General features: G+C 68.9%; 15 protein-coding genes and 1 tRNA gene. 6 read left to right on the top strand and 10 right to left on the bottom strand.

Features of this window, described 5'->3' with window-relative positions; genetic code table 11:
- Positions 1 to 21: 21 nt before the first annotated feature.
- Positions 22 to 1,185 carry a M20/M25/M40 family metallo-hydrolase gene (locus Strain318_RS14795; RefSeq protein ID WP_367886455.1) on the bottom strand — a complete coding sequence of 388 codons (1,164 nt, stop codon included), beginning with the start codon at positions 1,183 to 1,185 and terminating at the stop codon, positions 22 to 24.
- Between the two features lie 124 nt (positions 1,186 to 1,309).
- Here Strain318_RS14795 and Strain318_RS14790 point away from each other — a divergent pair.
- Positions 1,310 to 1,382: transfer RNA gene (locus tag Strain318_RS14790), tRNA-Phe, on the top strand.
- 61 nt (positions 1,383 to 1,443) lie between these two features.
- On the opposite strand, the gene Strain318_RS14785 is transcribed toward Strain318_RS14790, so the two are convergent.
- Positions 1,444 to 1,920 (bottom strand): vitamin K epoxide reductase family protein, encoded by a 477-nt coding sequence (locus Strain318_RS14785; RefSeq protein WP_367886454.1) that lies wholly within the window; start codon positions 1,918 to 1,920, stop codon positions 1,444 to 1,446.
- Positions 1,921 to 1,998: 78 nt separating this feature from the next.
- Between Strain318_RS14785 and Strain318_RS14780 the strand changes: the two genes are divergently transcribed.
- Together Strain318_RS14780 and Strain318_RS14775 are read left to right on the top strand one after the other, a co-directional pair.
- Complete coding sequence (locus Strain318_RS14780) at positions 1,999 to 3,426, top strand: amidohydrolase family protein (protein WP_367886453.1); 1,428 nt, start codon at positions 1,999 to 2,001, stop codon at positions 3,424 to 3,426.
- A gap of 2 nt (positions 3,427 to 3,428) precedes the next feature.
- Complete coding sequence (locus tag Strain318_RS14775; RefSeq protein ID WP_367886452.1) at positions 3,429 to 3,818, top strand: VOC family protein; 390 nt, start codon at positions 3,429 to 3,431, stop codon at positions 3,816 to 3,818.
- A gap of 3 nt (positions 3,819 to 3,821) precedes the next feature.
- Here the strand turns inward: Strain318_RS14775 and Strain318_RS14770 are convergent, their stop codons facing one another.
- The 8 genes from Strain318_RS14770 to Strain318_RS14735 form a co-directional block, all read right to left on the bottom strand.
- Complete coding sequence (locus tag Strain318_RS14770; RefSeq protein ID WP_367886451.1) at positions 3,822 to 5,129, bottom strand: hypothetical protein; 1,308 nt, start codon at positions 5,127 to 5,129, stop codon at positions 3,822 to 3,824.
- A gap of 87 nt (positions 5,130 to 5,216) precedes the next feature.
- Complete coding sequence (locus Strain318_RS14765) at positions 5,217 to 6,230, bottom strand: D-alanine--D-alanine ligase family protein (RefSeq protein WP_367886450.1); 1,014 nt, start codon at positions 6,228 to 6,230, stop codon at positions 5,217 to 5,219.
- Positions 6,227 to 7,252 (bottom strand): putative zinc-binding metallopeptidase, encoded by a 1,026-nt coding sequence (locus Strain318_RS14760; RefSeq protein ID WP_367886449.1) that lies wholly within the window; start codon positions 7,250 to 7,252, stop codon positions 6,227 to 6,229. Before Strain318_RS14760 ends, Strain318_RS14765 begins: the two co-directional genes overlap by 4 nt.
- 44 nt (positions 7,253 to 7,296) lie before the next feature.
- Complete coding sequence (locus tag Strain318_RS14755; RefSeq protein WP_367886448.1) at positions 7,297 to 8,718, bottom strand: TldD/PmbA family protein; 1,422 nt, start codon at positions 8,716 to 8,718, stop codon at positions 7,297 to 7,299.
- Complete coding sequence (locus tag Strain318_RS14750; RefSeq protein WP_367886447.1) at positions 8,715 to 10,340, bottom strand: TldD/PmbA family protein; 1,626 nt, start codon at positions 10,338 to 10,340, stop codon at positions 8,715 to 8,717. The genes Strain318_RS14755 and Strain318_RS14750 overlap by 4 nt, the downstream gene beginning before the upstream one ends.
- 143 nt (positions 10,341 to 10,483) lie before the next feature.
- Positions 10,484 to 11,494 carry a YeiH family protein gene (locus tag Strain318_RS14745; RefSeq protein WP_367886446.1) on the bottom strand — a complete coding sequence of 337 codons (1,011 nt, stop codon included), beginning with the start codon at positions 11,492 to 11,494 and terminating at the stop codon, positions 10,484 to 10,486.
- A gap of 33 nt (positions 11,495 to 11,527) precedes the next feature.
- Positions 11,528 to 13,537: a transketolase gene (gene tkt / locus Strain318_RS14740; protein WP_367886445.1), complete on the bottom strand. Its 2,010-nt coding sequence runs from the start codon at positions 13,535 to 13,537 to the stop codon at positions 11,528 to 11,530.
- A 42-nt stretch (positions 13,538 to 13,579) separates the two neighbouring features.
- The gene (locus Strain318_RS14735) at positions 13,580 to 15,493 is read right to left on the bottom strand and encodes a GMC family oxidoreductase N-terminal domain-containing protein (protein WP_367886444.1); all 1,914 of its coding nucleotides are present in this window, start codon (positions 15,491 to 15,493) and stop codon (positions 13,580 to 13,582) included.
- Between the two features lie 93 nt (positions 15,494 to 15,586).
- On the opposite strand from Strain318_RS14735, the gene Strain318_RS14730 reads away from it, so the two are divergent.
- Genes Strain318_RS14730 through Strain318_RS14720 form a run of 3 tightly spaced genes read left to right on the top strand, consistent with a single transcriptional unit; the run spans position 15,587 to position 19,757 of the window.
- On the top strand, positions 15,587 to 17,731 hold the full coding sequence (locus tag Strain318_RS14730) for a hypothetical protein (RefSeq protein WP_367886443.1): 2,145 nt from the start codon (positions 15,587 to 15,589) through the stop codon (positions 17,729 to 17,731).
- Positions 17,728 to 18,876 carry an HD-GYP domain-containing protein gene (locus Strain318_RS14725; RefSeq protein WP_367886442.1) on the top strand — a complete coding sequence of 383 codons (1,149 nt, stop codon included), beginning with the start codon at positions 17,728 to 17,730 and terminating at the stop codon, positions 18,874 to 18,876. The genes Strain318_RS14730 and Strain318_RS14725 overlap by 4 nt, the downstream gene beginning before the upstream one ends.
- The gene (locus tag Strain318_RS14720) at positions 18,873 to 19,757 is read left to right on the top strand and encodes a sensor domain-containing diguanylate cyclase (RefSeq protein ID WP_367887967.1); all 885 of its coding nucleotides are present in this window, start codon (positions 18,873 to 18,875) and stop codon (positions 19,755 to 19,757) included. The genes Strain318_RS14725 and Strain318_RS14720 overlap by 4 nt, the downstream gene beginning before the upstream one ends.
- Positions 19,758 to 19,936: the final 179 nt, after the last annotated feature.

Genomic DNA, 19,936 nt, shown 5'->3' with positions numbered 1-19,936 from the left:
GACGGGAAGGCGAAGGCGGCATCATTGGATGCAGGTGCCGCGGGGATTGGGGCGAGGTCTGTCGACTACCAGGCGGGCGGGGCGATCGGCGATGGCCCGCGCGAGGTCGCGCGTGAACGACGTCACCCGGGCCAGCTTCTCGAAATCAATGTACTGCACTTCGTCGGTGACCTGGTGGTAGTCGGCGTGACTGCCGGTGGTCATGAACACCACGGGAATCCCGTGGCGGGCGTACATGTAGTGGTCGGAGCGGCAGTAGAACTGCTCAGGGTGTCCGGGTGCGTCGTACTGGTAGTCGAAGGCCCAGCGATAGCGCCCGCGTCGGTTGACCTCATCGATCACGTCGCCGAGTTGCGACGACAAGCGGCGGGCGCCGATCAACTGCAGGTAGCGCGGCCCAGCGCCGCGTTCCTCGCCGCGCCCCCCGCGGCCGATCATGTCGAGGTTCACCTGCGCGACGATGCTCTCGCGCGGCACCGTCGGATGGTCCGTGAAGTGCTCGGCGCCGAACAGCCCGCCTTCCTCGCCCGTGTGCCAGACGAAGAGGATGGAGCGTCTCGGGCGGGTGCGTTCGGTGGCCATCGCGCGCGCCACCTCGAGCAGGCCCATGGCACCGCTGCCATCGTCGTCGGCGCCGTTGTAGATGGAATCGAGCCGCGGCGTCGGGTGCCGACGACGTATCGAGTCCATGTTGACCCGGACGGAGGCGTACACCTCCGGCGTGACGCGTCCGCCGGCCGCGAGTTGGGCGCGGCGGAGCCCGAGGTGGAAGGCTCGCAGCGAATCACGGTCGACGGGCCGTCCGACGCCGACGTGGTCGCTGTGTGCGCCCAGCGCCACGTATTCGGCGCGCAACACCGGATCGCTGCCGGGCAGGATTGCGACGACATTGAAGGTGGTGGCGGTGTCGAGCGCGGTGCCCAGCAGCGGGACGCGTTGCAGGAAGCTGCCGCTGTCGCCGGCGGGTTCGAGGCCGAGGCGCCGGAGCTCGGCGGCGATGTAGGCGGTCGCGCGGCGGTGGTCCGCGGTGCCTGTCATGCGGCCCCGCATGGAATCGTGCGCGAAGGCCTCGAGTCTCGTGCGGAGCGCCGCAGGGGTCATCGGCGCCGCCCGGCGCGACTGCGCAGCAAGGATGGGCGGGACAAACAGCGCCGCCGTCCACAGGGCGGCGAGGAGTCGGAACATGCGGGGTGGCGGGGCCAAGGTGAGGGGGGCCACGCGGCCCCGTCCGAGTAATAAGACGCGCGGGGGCGCTCAGGAGTTGCGTCCTTGAGTGCGCGCCCCAAGGTGTTTAGCTTTCAGGACTTACGGCCAGATAGCTCAGTTGGTAGAGCAGCGGACTGAAAATCCGCGTGTCGTCGGTTCGATTCCGACTCTGGCCACTGGATCGACCAAGAAACGCGGGGGCCGGCTGCTGCCGGCCCCCGCGTTCGTCTTGGGGTCCTACTGCGGCGTCCGCTGCCGCCGCCACTCCAGGGTGACGATCACGACCAAGATCGTGATGGAGACGGCGCTGATGGCGCACCAGGGGCAGAAGGTACGGAGCTTGTAGAACTCCGCCCACTTGAGCCGCAGGGTGAAGAGGAATGCCGCGTAGACGAGGGCCATCTGCGTCAGCGCGAAGGCCCGCAGGTCCTCGAAGCGCGGAAGGCTGCCGATCGCGGCCACCAGGAACAGCGTGGAGTAGCCTACGGCGCCGATGAGCGCGACGTCGACCCCGAAGAAGTAGCTCCAGGGGCTGTATTGGACGATCTGGCAGCCGCCGCCACCGCCGCAGGCGAGCGCGCCGGCCTTTCCGATCTTCCAGAGATGCAGATAGGTGGCCACGAAGGCGTTCACCAGCGCGAGCAGCGCGACGCACTGGCGCCACGACAGCCCAAGGATGCCGCGGCGCGGCTCGGCGTGAACGGGGGAATCCATCGTCGCGTAAGTTAATGCCGAACGATGCGCGCGCCCCCATCCTCACGCCGCGTGCCGTCCCACGTCTGGAGACCGCCGATGTCTCGTTCCCCGTCCTTCCGCCGCGCGACGCCGATCGCGACCGCGCTCGTCACCTTCGCGGCGGCGCTGATGGCCGCGTCCCCGCTGGCCGCGCAGTCGGCGCCCGTCGCGTTCACAAACGCCACCGTCCTGACGATGGACGGCGATCGCCGACTGACCAACCACACCGTCATCGTACGCGACGGCAAGATCGCGGCGCTCGGGCCGAGTGCGTCGACGCCGGTGCCGGCGGGTGCGCAGCGCATCGACGCGCGCGGCAAGTTCCTGATGCCGGGGCTCGCGGAGATGCACGCGCATGTGCCGCCGGGCAACCCGACCCGCGAGCAGCTGGAGGACATCATGTTCCTCTACGTCGCGAACGGCATCACGACGATCCGCGGGATGCTGGGCGCCCCGTACCAGATCTCCCTGCGCGACGAACTTTCGCGCGGGAGCATGCTCGGGCCGCAGTTCTTCCCGGCGGCGCCGTCGCTGAACGGCAACAGCGCGCCGACGCCCGAGGCGGCCGTGGCGCTGGTGCGGCAGGCGAAGGCGACGGGCTACGACCTCGTGAAGATCCATCCGGGCGTGAGCCGCGCGACCTGGGACGCCGCCGTGGCCGAGATGCGGGCGCAGGGGCTCACGTATGGCGGGCACATCCCGTTCGACGTGGGCATCGTGCACGCCATGCAGGGCGGTATCGCGACGATCGATCACGTCGACGGCTATCTCGAGGCTGCGGTGCGTGACTCCTCCGTCTATGCGCCGGGCAACCAGCTGGGTGACATCATCGATGCCGTCGACCCGGCGAAGTTTCCGCAGCTCGCGCGGATGGCGCGCGAGCGCAGCGTGTGGAACGTGCCGACCATGTACCTGTGGGAGAACTTCTACAACGACGCCACGCCGGAGGAGCTCGCGGCGTTGCCGGAGATGCAGTACGTGTCGGCGCAGCAGGTGACGGCGTGGATGAACCAGAAGCGGGGTCGCGCGCTGGCCGACGAGAACCAGCGCATGACGCCGGCGCGCCGGGCGCGGTACCTGGCGCTGCGTCGCGAGATGCTGAAGGCGCTGGCCGATGCGGGTGCGCCGTTGCTGATGGGGACGGACTCGCCGCAAATGTTCAACGTGCCGGGCTACGCGCTGCATCGCGAGCTGCAGGTGGCGCGCGCGGCGGGGCTTTCGCCGCAGCAGGTGCTGGAGAGCGGCACGCGGAACGTCGGGCGCTACGTGCGCGAGAGCCTCAAGCGCGACGGAAGCTTCGGCACGGTGGCCGTGGGCCAATGGGCCGACCTCGTGCTGCTCGATGCCGACCCGACAGCCGACCTGGCCAATCTCACGCAGCGCCACGGCGTCATGGTGCGTGGGCGCTGGGTCTCGGCGACGGAGATCGCCGAGGGGCTGGAGCGCATCCGGCGCAAGCACGCCGCGGCGCGGCAGGGGAACTGACGATGGCCAACTGGCTGAAGCGCATCACGCCGATCATGCTCGTGGACGAGATCGAACCCTGCCTCGCATTCTGGGATGCCTTGGGGTTCGAGAAGACCGCCGAGGTGCCGCACGAGGGGCGGCTGGGGTTCGCGATCCTCGAGAAGAGCGGCCTGGAGATCATGTACCAGACGCGCGCGAGCGTGGCCTCGGACGTCCCGGCGCTGTCGGACGCGCCGGGCGGCGGGACGTTCCTGTTCCTCGAGGTGATGGATCTCGACGCGACGATCGAGGCGGTCGAAGGCGCCCCGATCGTCTTTCCGCGCCGCAAGACGTTCTACGGCATGGAGGAGATCTGCGTGCGTGAGCCCGGCGGGAACGTCGTGACGTTCGCGATGGCCGTCAGCGACTGAGCGTCAGGTCCCGAGCTCGTCGAGGCGCGGGTTCACGATGGTGTTGTAGATCGAGCCGAAAGTGAAGCTGAGGCCGACCGAGCCGCCGATGCGGAAGTTGGTGGCCAGCGCGCGCTGGCGGGTGAGCACTTCCTCGTCGCTGGCGCCGCCGCGCCGCAGGTAGAGCTGGTCGTTGACCTTCGCGGCTTCCCCGCGCAGCTCGACGGCGAGGCCGCGCGTGAGGCGCACCTGGGCTCGCCCGTTGAAGCTCACGTTGTAGAGCGCGGCGTCGTGCAGGAAGTGCGTGTACCGCAGCGCCGCGTCGAGCGTGCCCCACTGCTGGCGTGACTCGCCCGAGAGGATGGCGCGCGCGATGGGACGCGTCTCGGCCACTTCGTCGAAGATGGTCGTGTCCCGGTAGTCGAAGTGGCGCGCGCCGAGGGCGAGCGCGGCGATCAGCTGGCGCGAGGTCGCTTCCTTCCAGGGATACACGTTGTATTCCGCGGAGACGTCGATGCCGGCGAACGCATCCTGGTTGCGGAAGTCCGAGCGGCCGCCGGTGCCGCGCGTGCCGACCGACCAATGCTCGGTGACGCTGCGGACGACGCGGGCGGACATATCCGACGAGCGGAGGATGTAGGTGGGTTCCGTGCCATCGGACAGCGTGAACGTATTCGCGCGATATTCCTCGTACAGGTTCAGCGAGAGCTTCCAGAGCTCCGTCGTGCGACTGATGTTGACGCTGCCGTTGATGTTGTACGAGGAGTTCAGGGTCTCGGCGTTGCCGCTGCCGTTGGCGCGCAGGCGGTACACCCAGAAATTCCAGGGATCACGAATGACGCTGCCGATGCCGCCGTCGGGCACGGTGGGTGCGTCGTAGCGCACGGAGAACGGGCCCGTGTCGCTGACGCGCACGGCGAAGGGCAGCAAGCCGATGGTGAGCACACGCGCCATCTCACGCCGGCGCATCTCGTCGGTGCTGTTCGGTGCGATCGTGGCGCGCAGGGTGTCGCTGCGGGCGGCGAAGGCGGCGCGGCCGAGCAGCGCAATGGTGTACTCAGTGCCGCCGGCGGCGGTGCCGAGGCCGGTGATCAGCGCATGCACATCGGCGTCGAGCCGATCCTGCGTCCACAGGACGAACGGCAGGTTGGTGACCAAGTAATTGCGGTCACAGCCTCCCGTCGGGCAGTCGAGGAAGACGCGGAGGCGGGGTTCGGAGGCCGGCTCCGGCCGCGGCGCCGCGGCGCTCTGGGCGGCGGCGGGGCTGGCAAACAGAAGCAGAACGCCCAGCACGGCGGGTGCCAGGCGCAGCAGACGGGGAAATGCGGACATTGTACCGTGTCTACGCACTCGCGCCCCGTGGCGTTGGCGGTGTCTCGTCACGGCGACCGGACGTACACCCGGCGGTACGCCGCCGGCTCACTCGGCGTCGCGGAGTCCGAGGCGGATGATGCGCTCGAGCAGCTTAGGGTACGCGACACCGTCGAAGTTCGCCGCCGACGCGAACTCCTCGTGCTCGGCGATGTCGGGATTCGGGTTCGCCTCGAGGAAATACGGGCGGTCCTCGGCGTCGAGGCGGAAGTCGATGCGCGCGTAGCCCGTGAGCTCGAGGATGCGATAGATGCGCTTGCTGTCGTGCAGCAGGCGCTCCTCGACGCCCGGATGCAGCTCCTGCGCGGCCCGGATGACGATGCCCTTCTTGGTCTGGTAATCCAGGTCGTGTTTTGCCTTGGCCGTCGCGATCAGCGGCTCGCTGGGGTCGCCTTTCTCGGCGACGAGCTCCCAGGGCGTGAAGGCGCGCAGGCGATCGTTGCCGAGGACGCTGACGTACAGCTCGCGGCCATCGATGAACTGCTCGGCGATGGCATCCGTGCCGACGCGTTCGTGGATGAAGCGCACGCGCTCCGCCAGCTTCTCGTCGGAATCGACGATTGACGCCTGCGAGATGCCCGTCGAGGAGTGCTCGATGAGCGACTTCACGATGAGCGGGAAGGCGAGGTGCCGTGGGCGCCGCACCTTGCGACCGATCGGGAAGACCGCGAAGTCCGGGGTCCGGATGCGATGGTAGTGCAAGAGCTTCTTGGAGAGCGCCTTGCCGCGCGAGAGCATGAGGCCGCGCGGGTTGCATCCGGTGTAGGGCACCTTCATGAGCTCGAGGAACCCGACGACGTTGTGGTCGTTGGTGGTCTCGCCGTGGAACTCCTCGAGCAGGTTGAAGACGATGTCGGGCTTGAGGACGTCGACGGCCTCGCGGATGGGACGCAGCTCCCACTGCACGCCCAGGACATGGACATCGTGCCCGAGCCGGCGAAGCGTCGAGATGACGTCGATCTCGGTCTTGATCTCGAACGCTTCCTTCGGGGTGAGCGAGCTCAGCACGTCGGGCGGCGCGAGATCCGGGTGCGTGAGCACGAGGATGCGCAGCTTCCTCATACGGCGATCCAGTCCCGCCGGCCCTGTCCGACGAGGAAACTCATGGTACGCGCGGTGAGCAGTACCATGAAGTCGGTGAGCAGTTGCCGTTCGGGGCCGACGACGCGGAGCTTGAGTTCGCGAGCGCGGCCGATCATGTCCGTGAGCACTTGGTCGAGCGAGAACTGGTATTCGCCGGTCCAGCGGGAGACGATGCGGCGGATGTCCGCGCGATGCGTCCGCAGGAAACCGGCGGCGGTGGGCTTGTGGCGGTGACGAGGGTCGCTGGAGAACAGCCGCAGCAAGTCTTCGTCATAGTGCGGGGGATACTCGACCGAATATACCGCGCGGCGGTAGGTGTAATGCTCGAAGAGCGTGGTCTTGATCGAGCGCAGCGGATCGACCACCTCGCGGTTGCGGGCCTTGGGCACCGTCCCGGCGATCTCGGCCATCAAGCGGTCCACATACTCGAGCTTCTGCAACGCGGGCCAGCCGGCATAGCGACGCTTCCAGTCGCTGCGCGGCTTGAGCCACACCGCGAAGGTCTCGGCGAAGTCTTCGTCCGGATGGCTCTGCGCGTACCAGCGGCGCAGGTGCTGGACGTACTTCTTGCTCGCCGGATTCGGGCGATAGGCCTCCGGATACTTGACGCTCGACTTGCCGAACAGGCGCTGCCACTCGCGCCGGCGGTGGAGCTGGTAGCCGTGCTGGATGGCATGCCCGCACTCGTGGCGCATGATCTTCATGCACTCGTGATGCGAGCCGCCCTCGACCTCGATGAGTTGGCTCTTCTCGAGCCGCATCAGGCGCGGATGCAGCAGGTAGAAGGGGACGGCGAAGCCACTCACTCCCCCAGGCGAGAACCACTCGTCGCTGACCCAGACGTGGGGCTTGAGGCGGATGTCGCGCGCGTCCAGCTCGGCGTACAGTTCGTCGACGCAGCTCCCGACCCAGGTGCCATCGATGCGCAGCCCGAGGTCGCGGAGCTTGAGGAGCATCAGTCGCTGGTCGGACCAGCGCGCCCAGGGAAAGCGATGGGGCATCGCTCAGCGCCGTCCGGTGTCGAGGAGCCGAGCGATGCCGCCCATTACACCGCGTCCGAAAGCGAGGTGAACGCGAAGTCCCGCGCCTTGATGGCCGGGAACACGCCGCCATCCGTGCGCACGGTGGGGCCGATGGCGTCCACCTTGTTGAGCATCAGGAGCGGCGAATCGTTGAAGCGGAAGTTCTTGATCGATCGGCTGATGCGACCGTTCTCGATGAGGAAGGTGCCGTCGCGGGTGAGGCCCGTGTAGACCAGCGTGCGCTGATCCACCGCGCGCAGGTACCAGAGGCGGGTCACGAGCACGCCGCGCTCGGTGCCGCGGATCATGGCATCGATGGACGAATCGCCGCCGAGCATCTTGAAGCCGCCGCCGCCACCTCCGAATCCACCGCCGCCGCCGGTGGGACGGACCCCTTGCTTCTGGGCCCAGAAGCGGTCGTAGGAGAGCTGCTTCAGGATGCCGTTCTCGACCCAGGTCTCGCGCTGCAGCGGCAGGCCATCGTTGTCAAACGGCGCATTCAGGATCTGCGCATCCGCGGGGTCACTGACCAGCGAGATACGCGAATCGAGGATGCGCTCGCCGAGCTTGGTGCCGCCACCGGGCTTCGCCATGGCCGAGCGACCTTCGTCGGCGGCACGGGCACCGAGGGTGCCACGGATGGCGCCTAGGAAGTCGGCGGAGGCCTGCGGCTCGAAGATGACCGTGTACCGGCCGGGCTCCACGGCGCGCGGTTCGCGCGAGGCGCGGGCGCGTTCGATGGTGCGGGTGGCCATGGCGCGGAAGTCGATCTTGCTCCAGTCGTTCTCGTCGGCGCCGCTCCACGAGGAGCCGGTGCCGTCAGCGGTGCGCACGGTGAGCGTATAGTTCGCCCGCGTGCCGCGGTGGAAGGCGAACAAGCCGGCACTGTTGCCGATGGCGCGGGCCGAGGCGTTGCACTCGATGAAGCCGGCGACCTGGAGGTCGTTGGCGCGACGCGAGACTTCGAGCGCCGTGAGCGCCGCGCGGGCACGATCGTCGGCGCTGAGCTGCGCGGTGGAGTCGAACCACGCGGGAATCTCCACGTAGCGCTGCGGCCCGAGTTCGGGGAGCGACTCCGGATCCTCCGGTGCCAACCGGGCGAGGGCTTCCGATTGCGCAACCGCGGTCTCGAGCCCGCGCGCGGTGAGGTCGTTCGTGAGGACGGTCGCACTGCGCTTCCCGACGAACGACGTGATGCTCACCGAGGCGTCGTCCGTAATGCCGGACGTCGACATCTGATTGTCGGCGAAGCGGACGTTCGTGTCATAGCTGCTGTTGACCGACACGCGGCAGGCATCGGCCTTCGACGCGCGCAGCGCGCGTTGGATGATGTCCTCGCACTCGGCGCGCGTGAGCACCACGGCCTCGTCGAGTACGCCGTGGCGTGCAGCCTCACGCTGGGCGATGAGCCGCTTGGGCTCACGGGCAAAGGGATGCGCGCTCACAGCGTCACCCCCGTGTTGATCACGTTGATGTCCTTGAAGCGGCAGGGCGGGCATCCGTGCGAGACGGCGTTGGCCTGCCCCGGCTGGCCCTTGCCGTCGTTGAAGGTGCCGCCGAGCTCGTACGACGACTTGCCGCCGATGAGGTCGATGGAGTTCCAGAATTCCGGGGTCCGCATCACGTAGGCGACGTCCTTGAGCTGTCCGACGATCTTGCCGCCGCGCACTTCATAGCAGATCTGCGCGCCGAACTGGGCGTTGTAGCGTTGCTGGTCGATCGAGTACGACGCGCGACCGATCATCGCGATGCCCTTGTCGGTGGCGGCGATGAGGTCGTTCCAGCTGCGATCCACGCGCTGGTCGGGCACGATGCTCACGTTCGGCATGCGCTGGAACGACACGTCGCTCCAGCTCTGCGCATACGCGCAGCCGTGCGAGCGCACGGGCATGTTGTTCTTCTCGTACCAGGGCCGCAGCCATTCGGCCTGCTCGCGCGTGGTCTGGTAATCCCAGAAGATGCCGTTCTTGATGATGTCGAACTCGTCCGGCTGGACGCCGTCGTCGTCGTAGCCGATGGTGGCCAGCGCGCCGGGCTGCGAGCGATCGCCGCGAATGGTGAGGTGCTCGGGTCCGAGCTTGAGCTTGCCGAGCACGGTGTCGGGCGGCGCGATGAAGCTCGTGCCGGCGTAGTTGGCCTCGTACCCCATCGCGCGGTCGAGCTCGGTCGGGTGGCCGATGGACTCGTGGATGGTGAGGAAGAGCTGCGAGGGATGCAGGATGAGGTCCCAGCGGCCGACTTCGACCGAGCGCGCGGTCAGCTTCTCGCGCGCCTGCTCGGCCCACACGGTCGCGTTGTTGACGATGTCGGCTTCGAGCACGTACTCCCAGCCGCGGCCGGCGGGCTGCACGACCTCTGGGCCGCGCGTCGCGACCTGGCGGCGGTCGTCGGAGATGGCGGTGATCGACATCGTCACCCAGGAGCGCACGACGTCCTGGCTGATGACCGAGCCCTCGGAGTTGGCGTAGCTACGCTCTTCCTTCACGAACTGCAGCGAGGAGTTCACGAAGCGCACGTTGCGCACGCGCTGCGCGGCGGCGTTGGCCTGGAGCAGCAGCTGCACCTTCTCTTCGACCGGGATCGACCAGGGGTCGACGGTGTAGCTCGACTTCCAGGTGGCATTCGGGTGCGCAGGCGAAGCGGCAAGCCGCACTTCACGATCGCGCGCCACGCGGTTGGCGCGGGCGAGCGCTACGGCCTGCCGCGCGGCACGAGCGACGCCGTCGGTGGTGAGGGCGCGCGTAGCGGAGAATCCCCAGGTGCCGTCCACGAGCACGCGCACGCCGCAGCCGATCGTATCGGTGTCGAGGACGTTGGTGACTTGCTGCTCGCGGGTGCCGAGGTTCTGGCGGCGCTGCCGTTGCACGCGCACGTCGGCCCAGGAGGCGCCGGCGAGCTTGGCGGCGTTAAGCGCCTCCATGAGCAGCACGCGGACCTGCGGATCCGGCTCGGTGGTGGCGGTGAGAATCGGGGATCCCGATTCAGCGGCCTCCAAGCGTCGGGACGCGAGGGCGAGGGCCCCCGCGGCGAGGCCGGTGGAGGCGAGAAACTCACGGCGTGAGGTCAAGCGAAGATCTCCGGAGAGCGGGATCGGGCGCGGGGGGAGAATGTGGCCCCTGTGCACCCAGATGGCAAACGCTGTCGAAGGTCTACGGCGCAGCGGGCTGGGGTGCTGGGCGCAGGCCCGCCCTACCGCCCCGGAACCGCGCGCTAGACGAGCCGGGCGAGTCCGAGGCCGAGGAGGACCAGCAGGAGCAAGCCGGCCGAGGCGGTCAGCGCCGCGCGCAGCCCGACGCGGCGAACATCGTGCAGGTCCACGCTCAGGCCGAGACCGGCCATCGCCGCCAGCGTGAGGCGATGCGCGCCGTCCGCCGCGAGTTCGGCGTTGGCCACCGAGAGGACTCCCGTTGCCCGGAGCAAGGCGAGGAGCGCGAACCCGACGATGAACCACGGCAGTCCCACGCGCGGCATCTTCAGGCCACTGGCGTCGGCGTGCGTGCGGCGCCACCACGCGGCGATGATCAGCACCATGGGCCCGAGCAGCAGCACGCGCGTGAGCTTGACGAGCGTGGCCATCTCGCCGGCGGCGTCGCTGACGGGATACGCAGCCGCCAGCACCTGCGGCACGGCGTACACGGTCGAACCGGCCAGCACGCCGAACTGCTCGTGGCTCAGGCCCAGGGGTTGCATGAGCAGCGGCAACGCGAGCACGGCGACCATGCCGAGCAAGGCGGTGAACGCCACCGCCGAGGCGGTGTCCTCGCGGCGCGCGCCGATGCTCGGCGCCACGGCGGCGATGGCCGAGTTGCCGCAGATGGCGTTGCCGGCGGCGATGAGCACGCTGAGCGACGGCGTGAGCCCAAACGCGCGGCCGATCACGATGCCGCCGACGAGGGCGAGCGCCACGAAGCCGAGCAATCCGAGCGCGAGCGGTACGCCCGCGCTCCGGAGCATCGCGAGGTTGACGGAGGCGCCGAGCAGGACGACCGCGACTTCGAGGACGTCTTTGGCTGCGAAGCCGATGCCATCCTCGAGGCGATCACGCGCGCCGAGCACGGCGCGCACGAGCATGCCGAGGAGGATGGCGAGCACGAGCGGATCGACGAGCATCCGACCGAGGCTGCGGACCTCCCATGCGCCGAGGGCGTGCGCGGCGACGGCGACGAGAATGACAAGCGCGAGCCCGGGGGCTCGCGCGGTCCATCGGGCGGCGAAGGTCACCGTGGGGAGGCCGCGCGGAGCTGCATGCGCGAACTACGCGCGCGCCGTGACGGCCGCCACGACGGCCTGCGCGGTGATGCCGTACTCCTGGAAGAGCTTGGGGGCCGGCGCCGACGCACCGAAGCCGTCGATGCCGACGATCGCGCCATCAACGCCTACCCAGCGATGCCAGCTCATCGGATGCGCAGCCTCGACAGCCACGCGGCGAACACCCTCGGGCAGCACCGATGCCTGATACTCCTTCGACTGCTGCGCGAAGAGTTCCATCGACGGCATGGACACGACGCGCGTCGCGATGCCCTTCGTGGCGAGCTCGGCCTGCGCCTTGAGCGCGACCTCGACCTCGGAGCCCGTCGCGAGGATCACCGCCTTGAGTGACTGACCCTCTGGTGCATCCTTGAGCACGTACGCGCCCTTGGCGAGCCCGCTTGCCGCGCCGTGCGTGCTGCGATCGATCAACGGGAGCTTCTGACGCGTGAGCACCAGCGCGCTCGGCCCCGTGCGATGCTTGAGGGCCGTGCGCCAGGCCTCCGCCGTCTCCTGCGCGTCGGCGGGACGCAGCACGAGCAGGTTCGGGATGCAGCGGAGCGCCCCGAGATGCTCGATGGGCTGATGCGTGGGGCCGTCCTCGCCGAGTCCGATGGAATCGTGCGTGAAGACGTAGATGACCTGCTGGCGCATCAGCGCGGCAAGGCGGATCGCCGGCCGCATGTAGTCGGCGAACACGAGGAACGTGCCGCCGTACGGGATGATGCCGCCGTGCAGGGCCATGCCGTTCATCACGGCGCCCATGGCATGCTCGCGGATGCCGAAGTGGAAGTTGCGGCCGCTGCGCTGCGTGGCGGAGAAGATGCCGCCGTTCTTGACGTTCGTGAGGTTCGAGCCCGTGAGGTCGGCGGAACCGCCGATGAGTTCGGGCACCGCGGGGCCGATGGCGTTGATGACGCTGCCGCTGGCGGCGCGGCTGGCGACGTTGCCGTTCTCGCTCGTGAACTCGGGCAGCGACTTCTCCCAGCCGGCGGGGAGGTCGCCGTGCCAACGACGGCCCAGTTCCTTCGCTTCGCTGGGAAACGCCTTCGCGTACTCGGCGAAACGGCGCATCCACTCGGCCTGCATGTTGACGCCGCGCTCCTTGGCGAGGCGCCAATGCTCGAGCGCCGCGGTTGGCACGTGGAAGGGTTCGTCGCTGGGCCAACCATAGGCGGCCTTGGTGAGCTTGATCTCGTCCTTGCCGAGCGGTTCGCCGTGGGCCTTGGCGGTGTCCGCACGATTCGGCGAGCCGAAGCCGATGATGGTGCGCGTGATGACGAGCGTGGGACGCTCGGTGTCGCGCTTGGCGTCGGCGATGGCGGCGTCGATCTGCGACTGGTCGTTCACGTCGCTGATGTGCAGCACCTGCCAGCCGTAGCTCTCGAAGCGCTTCTGGACGTCATCGCTGCAGGAGAGATCCGTGCGGCCGTCGATCGTGATGCGATTGTCGTCGAAGAAGCCGATGAGCTTGCCGAGCTTCTGGTGGCCGGCGAAGGACGCAGCCTCGTGCGAGATGCCTTCCTGCAGGCAGCCGTCGCCGGCGATGAACCAGGTGTAGTGGTCGATGACGCTGTGGCGATCGCGATTGAACAGCGCGGCGAGGTGCGCTTCGGCGACGGCGAAGCCGACGGCGTTGCCGACGCCTTGGCCGAGCGGGCCGGTGGTGGTCTCGACGCCGGCGGTGTGGCCGAACTCCGGATGCCCGGGTGTCTTGCTGCCCCACTGCCGGAAGTTCTTGATCTCGTCGAGCGAGAGATCGTAGCCGGAGAGATACAGCGTCGAGTAGAGTAGCATCGACGCATGGCCTGCGGAGAGGATCACGCGATCGCGGTCGGGCCAATGCGGATCGGCGGGATTGTGGCGCACGTGCCGCGTGTAGAGCGCGTAGGCCAGCGGCGCCAAGGCCATCGGGGTGCCGGGATGCCCCGACTCGGCTGCCTGGACCGCATCCATGGAGAGGGTGCGGACGGTGTTGATGGCGAGCGATTGCAGCGAGGCGTCGGGCTGTGACACGGGCGGAATCGAGGCGAGGGAGGCGTGGTGCGAGCTAGAAAGCTATCCGCCCCGGACTCTCGATGCGATGCGTTCCGCGACGATGGTGCTGAGGGCGAAGATCGTCTCCTGCGGGTTCACACCGGGCGCGGTGGGCAGGAGCGAACCGTCCGCGACAAATACGCCCGGCGCGCCAAAGCGTTCACCGTGCGGATCGGTGCCGGCGGACCGGGGGTCGGTGCCGAAGCGGCAGGTGCCGTTCACGTGCGCGGAGAAGAACGGCAGGTCGTTGGGGCCCATGGGACGCTCGCGCAGCCGCGCGATGTCGTCGGGGTGCCGCATGGTGAGGCCGCGCGCGTGGCCGCTGATGACTTCACGCGCCCCCATCGCGAAGTGGAGCTGGGCGGCCGCTTCGAGCCCTGTCAAGGCGTGGGCGCGGTCCGTGCGTCCCATGGCGTAGCGAATCGAGACCGAGCCATCGCGCCGCAGGCGGACGTCGCCGTTGGATTGCTCGCGGTCGGCGCCATCGCGGGTGAGGATGACCAGCGAGCCCGTGTTCCGGAACTGCAGCATCTTGGCGCGGTGCGGCTCGCCGATGCCGGGGCAGGCGGTGGCGGCGAGTGCGGGGTGAAGCGGTGGCGTCTCGATCCACACGCCGTATCCGTTGGCGTCGAGCCGGTGGAACTCGTCGCAGACGGACGTCATGGGGATGCCACCCGCGGCGTAGATCTCGCGGTCGTAGATGCCATTGAGTCCGGTGGTCGGATGCAGGCGCAGGTACTTGCCGACCGCGCCGCCCCCGAGACCCGAGCGTTGGAGCAGCACCGGCGTGCCGACGGCGCCGCCTGCAACCACCACCACCTTCGCCTCGACCCCGACATCGCGGACGCGGCCATCGGGGAGCCGCTGCTGCAGCACGATGCGCTTCTTCGGGAAGGGCCCGCCGCGCTCGACGAACTCGATGCGCTGCGCCTCGGCGTTCACGATGAGGCGCGCACCGGCGGCCAAGGCGCGCGGGAGAAAGGTCTCCAGCGTGCCCTGCTTGGCGCCGCTGCGACAGCCGTAGCCGCAGAAGCCCGTGCGAATGCAGTTGCGCGCGTTGATCACCGCGTGCTGTGCGGACCAGCCGAGCTTGGCGGCGCCGTCGAGCACCCAGTCGGGTGTCCGCAGCATGATCATCCAGTTCACGGTCGTGCTGCCGCCGACCGTGACGCCTTGGACCATGGCGACGCCGAGGTCGTCGGTGGTGCGGAGTCCGCCATCGGCGTAGAGTCGCTCGAAGAGCGGACCTTCGCGCTCATCGAACTCACTCGGCTGCACGAGTTCGCCGCCCTCGGCGACGAGGACATCGAGCCCCGACTCGGCGAGACGCGCTGCCGCGGTCGCGCCTCCCGCTCCCGTGCCGATCACCACGGCGTCACAGCGCAGGACGCTGCCGTCGAGGGTAAGGGGCGTCAGGCGCGTGGAAGAGACGGGTTGGCGATGCGCAGCCTCGGGGATCGGCGCGCGCGCCACCGGTTCATCGTCCGATGGCGTGCCGGCGAGCGCGCCTTCCCACGGCACGGCAGGACCGCGCGTGTGGTACGCGCCGCGGTAACCGACCTCGCGCTGCGCGTCTTCAGTGCCGTACTCGACGAGCAACACGAGACGGCGCACGGACTGCAGGACCGTGCGCATGAGCGGGATGCGACTTTGCGCCCATGCCTCGAGGATGCGCGTCCGGTTCTGGACGGACTGGCGTTCAAAGCGGCTCGGCGGGAGGCCCGCAACAACGGCCGCAGGCCGCGCCCCGAGCAGCGAGATGGCGAGTCCGAGGTCGCGTCGTTTGCGGGGATGCAATCGGGCGATGCGCGCGAGGACGGCGTCGACGAGCGCCCGGCCGCGATCGGCATCGGCGAAGGCGTGCGGAACGACGGCTTCGGCGATGGCCCGGAGGACCTCGCGCTGCGTGGCGGAAAGCGGGGCGGGGCTGCGCACGGCAGATATATAGACGGGCCTGGGGTGGGAGGCCAGCGATCGCATCCTATTAGATATTGGCGCGTTACATGGCGCCCGCACATATTCCGGCCAATGTCCCGTTTGGCGACGGCTGGCGAGTCCGCGACGCTCTCGAAGGAGCTGACCGACTTCCTGATCGAGTTTTCGATCGGGCTGCACAAGAACGCGATCTACCCGGCCGGGCATCCGTTGCTGGAGAACACGACGACGGATCTGAGTGCGCGGCTCGCCGCGTTGCTGCGCGAGCGCGCGGCGCTCTCGCTGGGCGTGGCGCGGCACCAGCTGATCATCGAGGGCGTGGCGACGGACGAGGGCAACCCGGTGCTGCGCGAGCTCGCGAACCGGCTGCACAAGCATCATCTGGGCGCCGTGAAGTTCAGCGTGGGCGTGACGGAGGATGAGCTCACGGACATGCTGTCCACCGTGTCGGTGGACGCGGGACGCTTGCCGCGGCCGCTGGGGCTCGAGGGTCCCGAGGTGCTCACGCAGTGGCCGCACATCCGGCTGTTTCCGCTGACGTTCGCGCAGTTGCAGCTGTTGGAGGAGGATCCCAACGCGGGCGACGAGGACGACGACGGGCAGAAGGCGAGCGGCAGCCGCGCGGCCGCGCTGTGGGTGGGCCTTGCACGGGCGGCGTTGGTGGCGCAGGCCGACAAGCTCGACACCGACGATCCCGCGGGCGTCGATCCGGCGGTCGTGGCGCAGGCGATCGAGGAGCACAAGCGCGACGCCGCGTACGACCAGGTCGTCGTCGGCTACCTGCTGCAGATCGCCGAGGAACTCAAGCACAAGTCGGGTCGCGAGGCGGCGGCCCTGCAGCGACGCATCTCGCAGCTCATCGCGCAGCTCTCGCCGGCGACGCTCGAGCGCTTGGTCCGCATGGGCGGCAACCGCAAGCAGCAGCAGAAGTTCGTACTCGATGCGGCGCAGGGCATGGCCCTGGACGCGGTGATCGAACTGGTGCGGGCCGCGTCGGAGAGCTCGGGACAGAACGTCTCGCACTCGATGGTCCGCATGCTCTCGAAGCTGGCGACGCATGCCGAATCGGGACCGTCGACGACGCGCACACAGGCCGACGGCGCGTTGCGTGATCAGGTCAAGAAGCTGATGGAAGGCTGGGCGCTCGACGATCCGAATCCGGACGGGTACCGCGAGGCGCTGGAGAAGATGGCGCGCGCCGAGCCGCAGCAGCGAACGGTGGAACACAGCTTCCCCATCGAACCCGAGCGCCTGTTGGCGATGGGGCTCGAGATCGAGACGCTCGGGGACCAGGTCTGGCGTTCGGCGGATGTGATGGCGCAGCGCAGCGATGTGGCACCGCTGCTCAACCTCGTGGACAACGCGCCGTCGCTGTGGATGCGCGATGCGCTGTGGCGCCATGTGGCGACGCCGCAGCAATTGCGGCTCCAGCTCGCGCTCGAGCCGCTGCCAGTCGCCACCCTCGAGCGCATCGTGCGGCGCATGGGCGTCGCCGCGGCGGACGCGCTGCTGGACGCCTTCGAGGAGGCGACGGACGAGCGGCGCCAGCAGTCGCTCGCGCAGCTGCTCGAACGCATCGGGCCGGCGGCGGGTCCGGAGATCCTCGCGCGATTGCCGGGTATGCGCTGGACGCTGCTGCGTCCGCTGCTCGCCTTGCTCGGCCGGCATCCGGAGTGGGCCTGCGGCTTCGACGCGGCGCAGTGGATGGACCATCCGGATGCGGCGGTGCGCCGCGAGACGCTCCGGCAGCTGCTGCGCGCGCCGCAGACGCGCGATGCGGCCATCGTGCGCGCGCTGGCCGACGCCGACGAAGGCAACGTGCGCCTGGGCCTCGGTGCGGCGATGACGAACTGCCCGCACGACGCGGCGCTGGTGCTGCGCACGCGCGCGGACGAAGCGCTGCTCTCGCCGGACCTGCGCGCCCTCGGCATTCGCGCGCTGAGTTCCGACCGCGCCACGGACACGCCGACCTGGCTGGCGAACCGCGTGGTGAAGGTCGGCAAGCTCATCAAGCGCGAGGCGTTGGTGGGGAAGTCGCCGGAGATGCTGGCGGCACTCGAGGGCCTGGCGATCCACTGGCGCACGCATCCGGCGGCGAAGCAGCCGTTGGCGCTGGCGGCCGCGAGCGGTGACGTCGAGATCGTCGCGGCCGCCGCGATGACGGCGCGGCCGCGCAGCGAGACGCCGTCCGCCGGCGAGCCGCTCATCGCCGTCGACACCGACGCGGAGATGGCGTGACCGAAGCCGTGAAGTTCCTCACGACGTTCGCGCAGGCCTTGGCGACGATGTCCCTCTACTCGGAGGGGCATCCGGCGCGCGCGCGCGGCATCGAGCAGGCCTTCGAGCGGCTGCAGGTCCTGCAGGAGACCGACCCGAAGCCACGCTTCTCGTTTCTCGGGCAGGACGTCGTGTACGGCGAGATGTCGCTGCGCGAACTCGGGGACTGGGACTGGGGCACCCGTCTCGCCAACGCGGGCGTGCAGCGCGTGGAGTTCCAGAAGGGCACGACACGCGAGGAGTTCGAGCTGTTCCTCGATGAGGTACTGGCGCGCATCACGCTGCAGGCCATCGACTCCACGACGCGCAGTCCCGAGAAGCGTTCGACGATCAAGTTCGGCGCGATCGGCGTGAAGGGCGGCGAGGATCCCAAGCTGGTCCTGCCGGTACCGACGACCAACTTCACGTACACGCTCGGCGAGGAAGCCGATACGGTGGAGTGGATGCACCGCGAAGTGCAGGAGACGGGCGAACTGCCGCTGTTCGAGGCCGAGTCCGTGGTGCGGTCGCTCTCGCTGGCGATGCACGGCGACCGCAACATCGTGATGCCGCTGCTGCAGCTCAAGGAATTCGACCAGTACACGACGACGCACTCGCTGAACGTCTCCGTGCTGACGATGGCGCTGGCGGAGTGGATGGGCATGGGCCCGAGCGACGTGCGTGCGTTCGGCGTCGCCGGCCTGCTGCACGACCTTGGCAAGGTCCGCATCCCCAAGGAAGTGCTGACCAAGCCGGGCAAGCTGACGGACGAGGAGTGGGTGATCATGCGCAAGCACCCGATCGACGGGGCGAAGATCATCTACGAGAGCGACCACAACCTCGATCTCGCGGCGGCGGTGGCCTACGAGCACCACATCATGATCAACGGGCAGGGCTATCCGCGGCGGCACTTCGAGCGCGGCGTGCACTCGGCGAGCAAGCTGGTGCACGTCTGCGACGTGTACGACGCATTGCGCACCAACCGCCCGTACCGCGAGGCCTGGGAGCCGGAGCGCGTGCTGAAGCAGATCGAACAGGGCGCGGGGCCGGACTTCGACCTCGAGGCCGCGACCGCGTTCATCGGCATGATGAAGCAGTGGGAAGCGCGCGAGGCGGTGGTCGCATGAGCCCGCGCCGCTTCCGCTCGCTGCAGGACCCCGACGCGCTGCGTTCGCTGGTCGCGAACCTGCGCGAGGCGATCTACATCACCGACATGCGCGGCAACGTCCTCGATGCGAACCCGGCGTTCTTCCAGCTCCTCGGCGTCCGCGGGCTCGACGACCTGAAGGCGTACGGCGCGAACGAGATGGTGGTGGATCCGTCGAGGCGCCTGGCGGAGATGGACATGGTGGAGCGCGATGGCTTCGTGCGGGACTTCGAACTGCAACTGCTGCGCCCGGACGGCATGATGCTGACCGTGCTCGACACCATGTACGCCGTGCAGGAAGCGGAATCGGGCGAGACGATCTACCACGGCATCCTCGTCGACATCACGCAGCGCAAGCAACTGGAAGAGGAGCTCCGCCAGCAGAGCGTGCGCGACCCGCTCACCGGCTGCTACAACCGGCGGCACTTGGCCGATCTCGACGCTGTGCTCAGCCCCGGCGACGAGAGCTGGGGCTGCCTGTTCATCGACATCGACCACTTCAAGCAGTACAACGACGAGTACGGGCACCAGATGGGCGACAACACGCTCATCCGCATGAGCCGCTTCCTGATGCGGCAGGTGCGCGCGGAGGAGCCGGTGGTGCGCGTCGGCGGCGACGAGTTCGTGATCGTGCTGCGCGGGGCGCGCCAGGCCCAGGTGGGAATGGTGGCCGAGCGCATGCGCATCGCCGCGCTTCGGACGGCGCCGGTGCCGTTCAGCCTCGGCTGGGCCGTGCGCGAGCCGGGGGAGAGCCTCACGTCGACGGTGAACCGCGCCGACCAGAACCTGCTGGCGGTGCGTGTGATCGAGCGCACACCCACCCGCGTGCCAGGCAAGGGAGAGGACCCCGCCGCCAGCTAGGTGTGCAAGTTTCCCGGCCGCCGGCGTCTCCTTGGCAACTCCAGCCGGGAGACTCCCGTGATCGGCCGAATGACTGGCGCAGTCCGCGCCGCCTTGATGGTGTTACCGCTGATGTTGACCGCCCGCGCGACGAGCGCGCAGGCGCGGCCTGTGCCCTGCGAGACACGTACCTGTGTCGC

Source organism: Pseudogemmatithrix spongiicola (genome assembly GCF_030623445.1).
GTDB classification, from domain to species: domain Bacteria; phylum Gemmatimonadota; class Gemmatimonadetes; order Gemmatimonadales; family Gemmatimonadaceae; genus Pseudogemmatithrix; species Pseudogemmatithrix spongiicola.
Note: the sequence above shows the minus strand (reverse complement) of the source record. Positions and strands in the feature narration are given on the sequence as shown.

Bases quoted from the DNA above. Each gene is read 5' to 3' on its own strand.
- Strain318_RS14785 (WP_367886454.1), bottom strand. From the start codon at position 1,920: ATGGATTCCCCCGTTCACGCCGAGCCGCGCCGCGGCATCCTTGGGCTG.
- Strain318_RS14795 (WP_367886455.1), bottom strand. From the start codon at position 1,185: ATGTTCCGACTCCTCGCCGCCCTGTGGACGGCGGCGCTGTTTGTCCCG.
- Strain318_RS14770 (WP_367886451.1), bottom strand. From the start codon at position 5,129: ATGTCCGCATTTCCCCGTCTGCTGCGCCTGGCACCCGCCGTGCTGGGC.
- Strain318_RS14760 (WP_367886449.1), bottom strand. From the start codon at position 7,252: ATGCCCCATCGCTTTCCCTGGGCGCGCTGGTCCGACCAGCGACTGATG.
- Strain318_RS14730 (WP_367886443.1), top strand. From the start codon at position 15,587: ATGTCCCGTTTGGCGACGGCTGGCGAGTCCGCGACGCTCTCGAAGGAG.
- Strain318_RS14765 (WP_367886450.1), bottom strand. From the start codon at position 6,230: ATGAGGAAGCTGCGCATCCTCGTGCTCACGCACCCGGATCTCGCGCCG.
- Strain318_RS14720 (WP_367887967.1), top strand. From the start codon at position 18,873: ATGAGCCCGCGCCGCTTCCGCTCGCTGCAGGACCCCGACGCGCTGCGT.
- Strain318_RS14780 (WP_367886453.1), top strand. From the start codon at position 1,999: ATGTCTCGTTCCCCGTCCTTCCGCCGCGCGACGCCGATCGCGACCGCG.
- Strain318_RS14775 (WP_367886452.1), top strand. From the start codon at position 3,429: ATGGCCAACTGGCTGAAGCGCATCACGCCGATCATGCTCGTGGACGAG.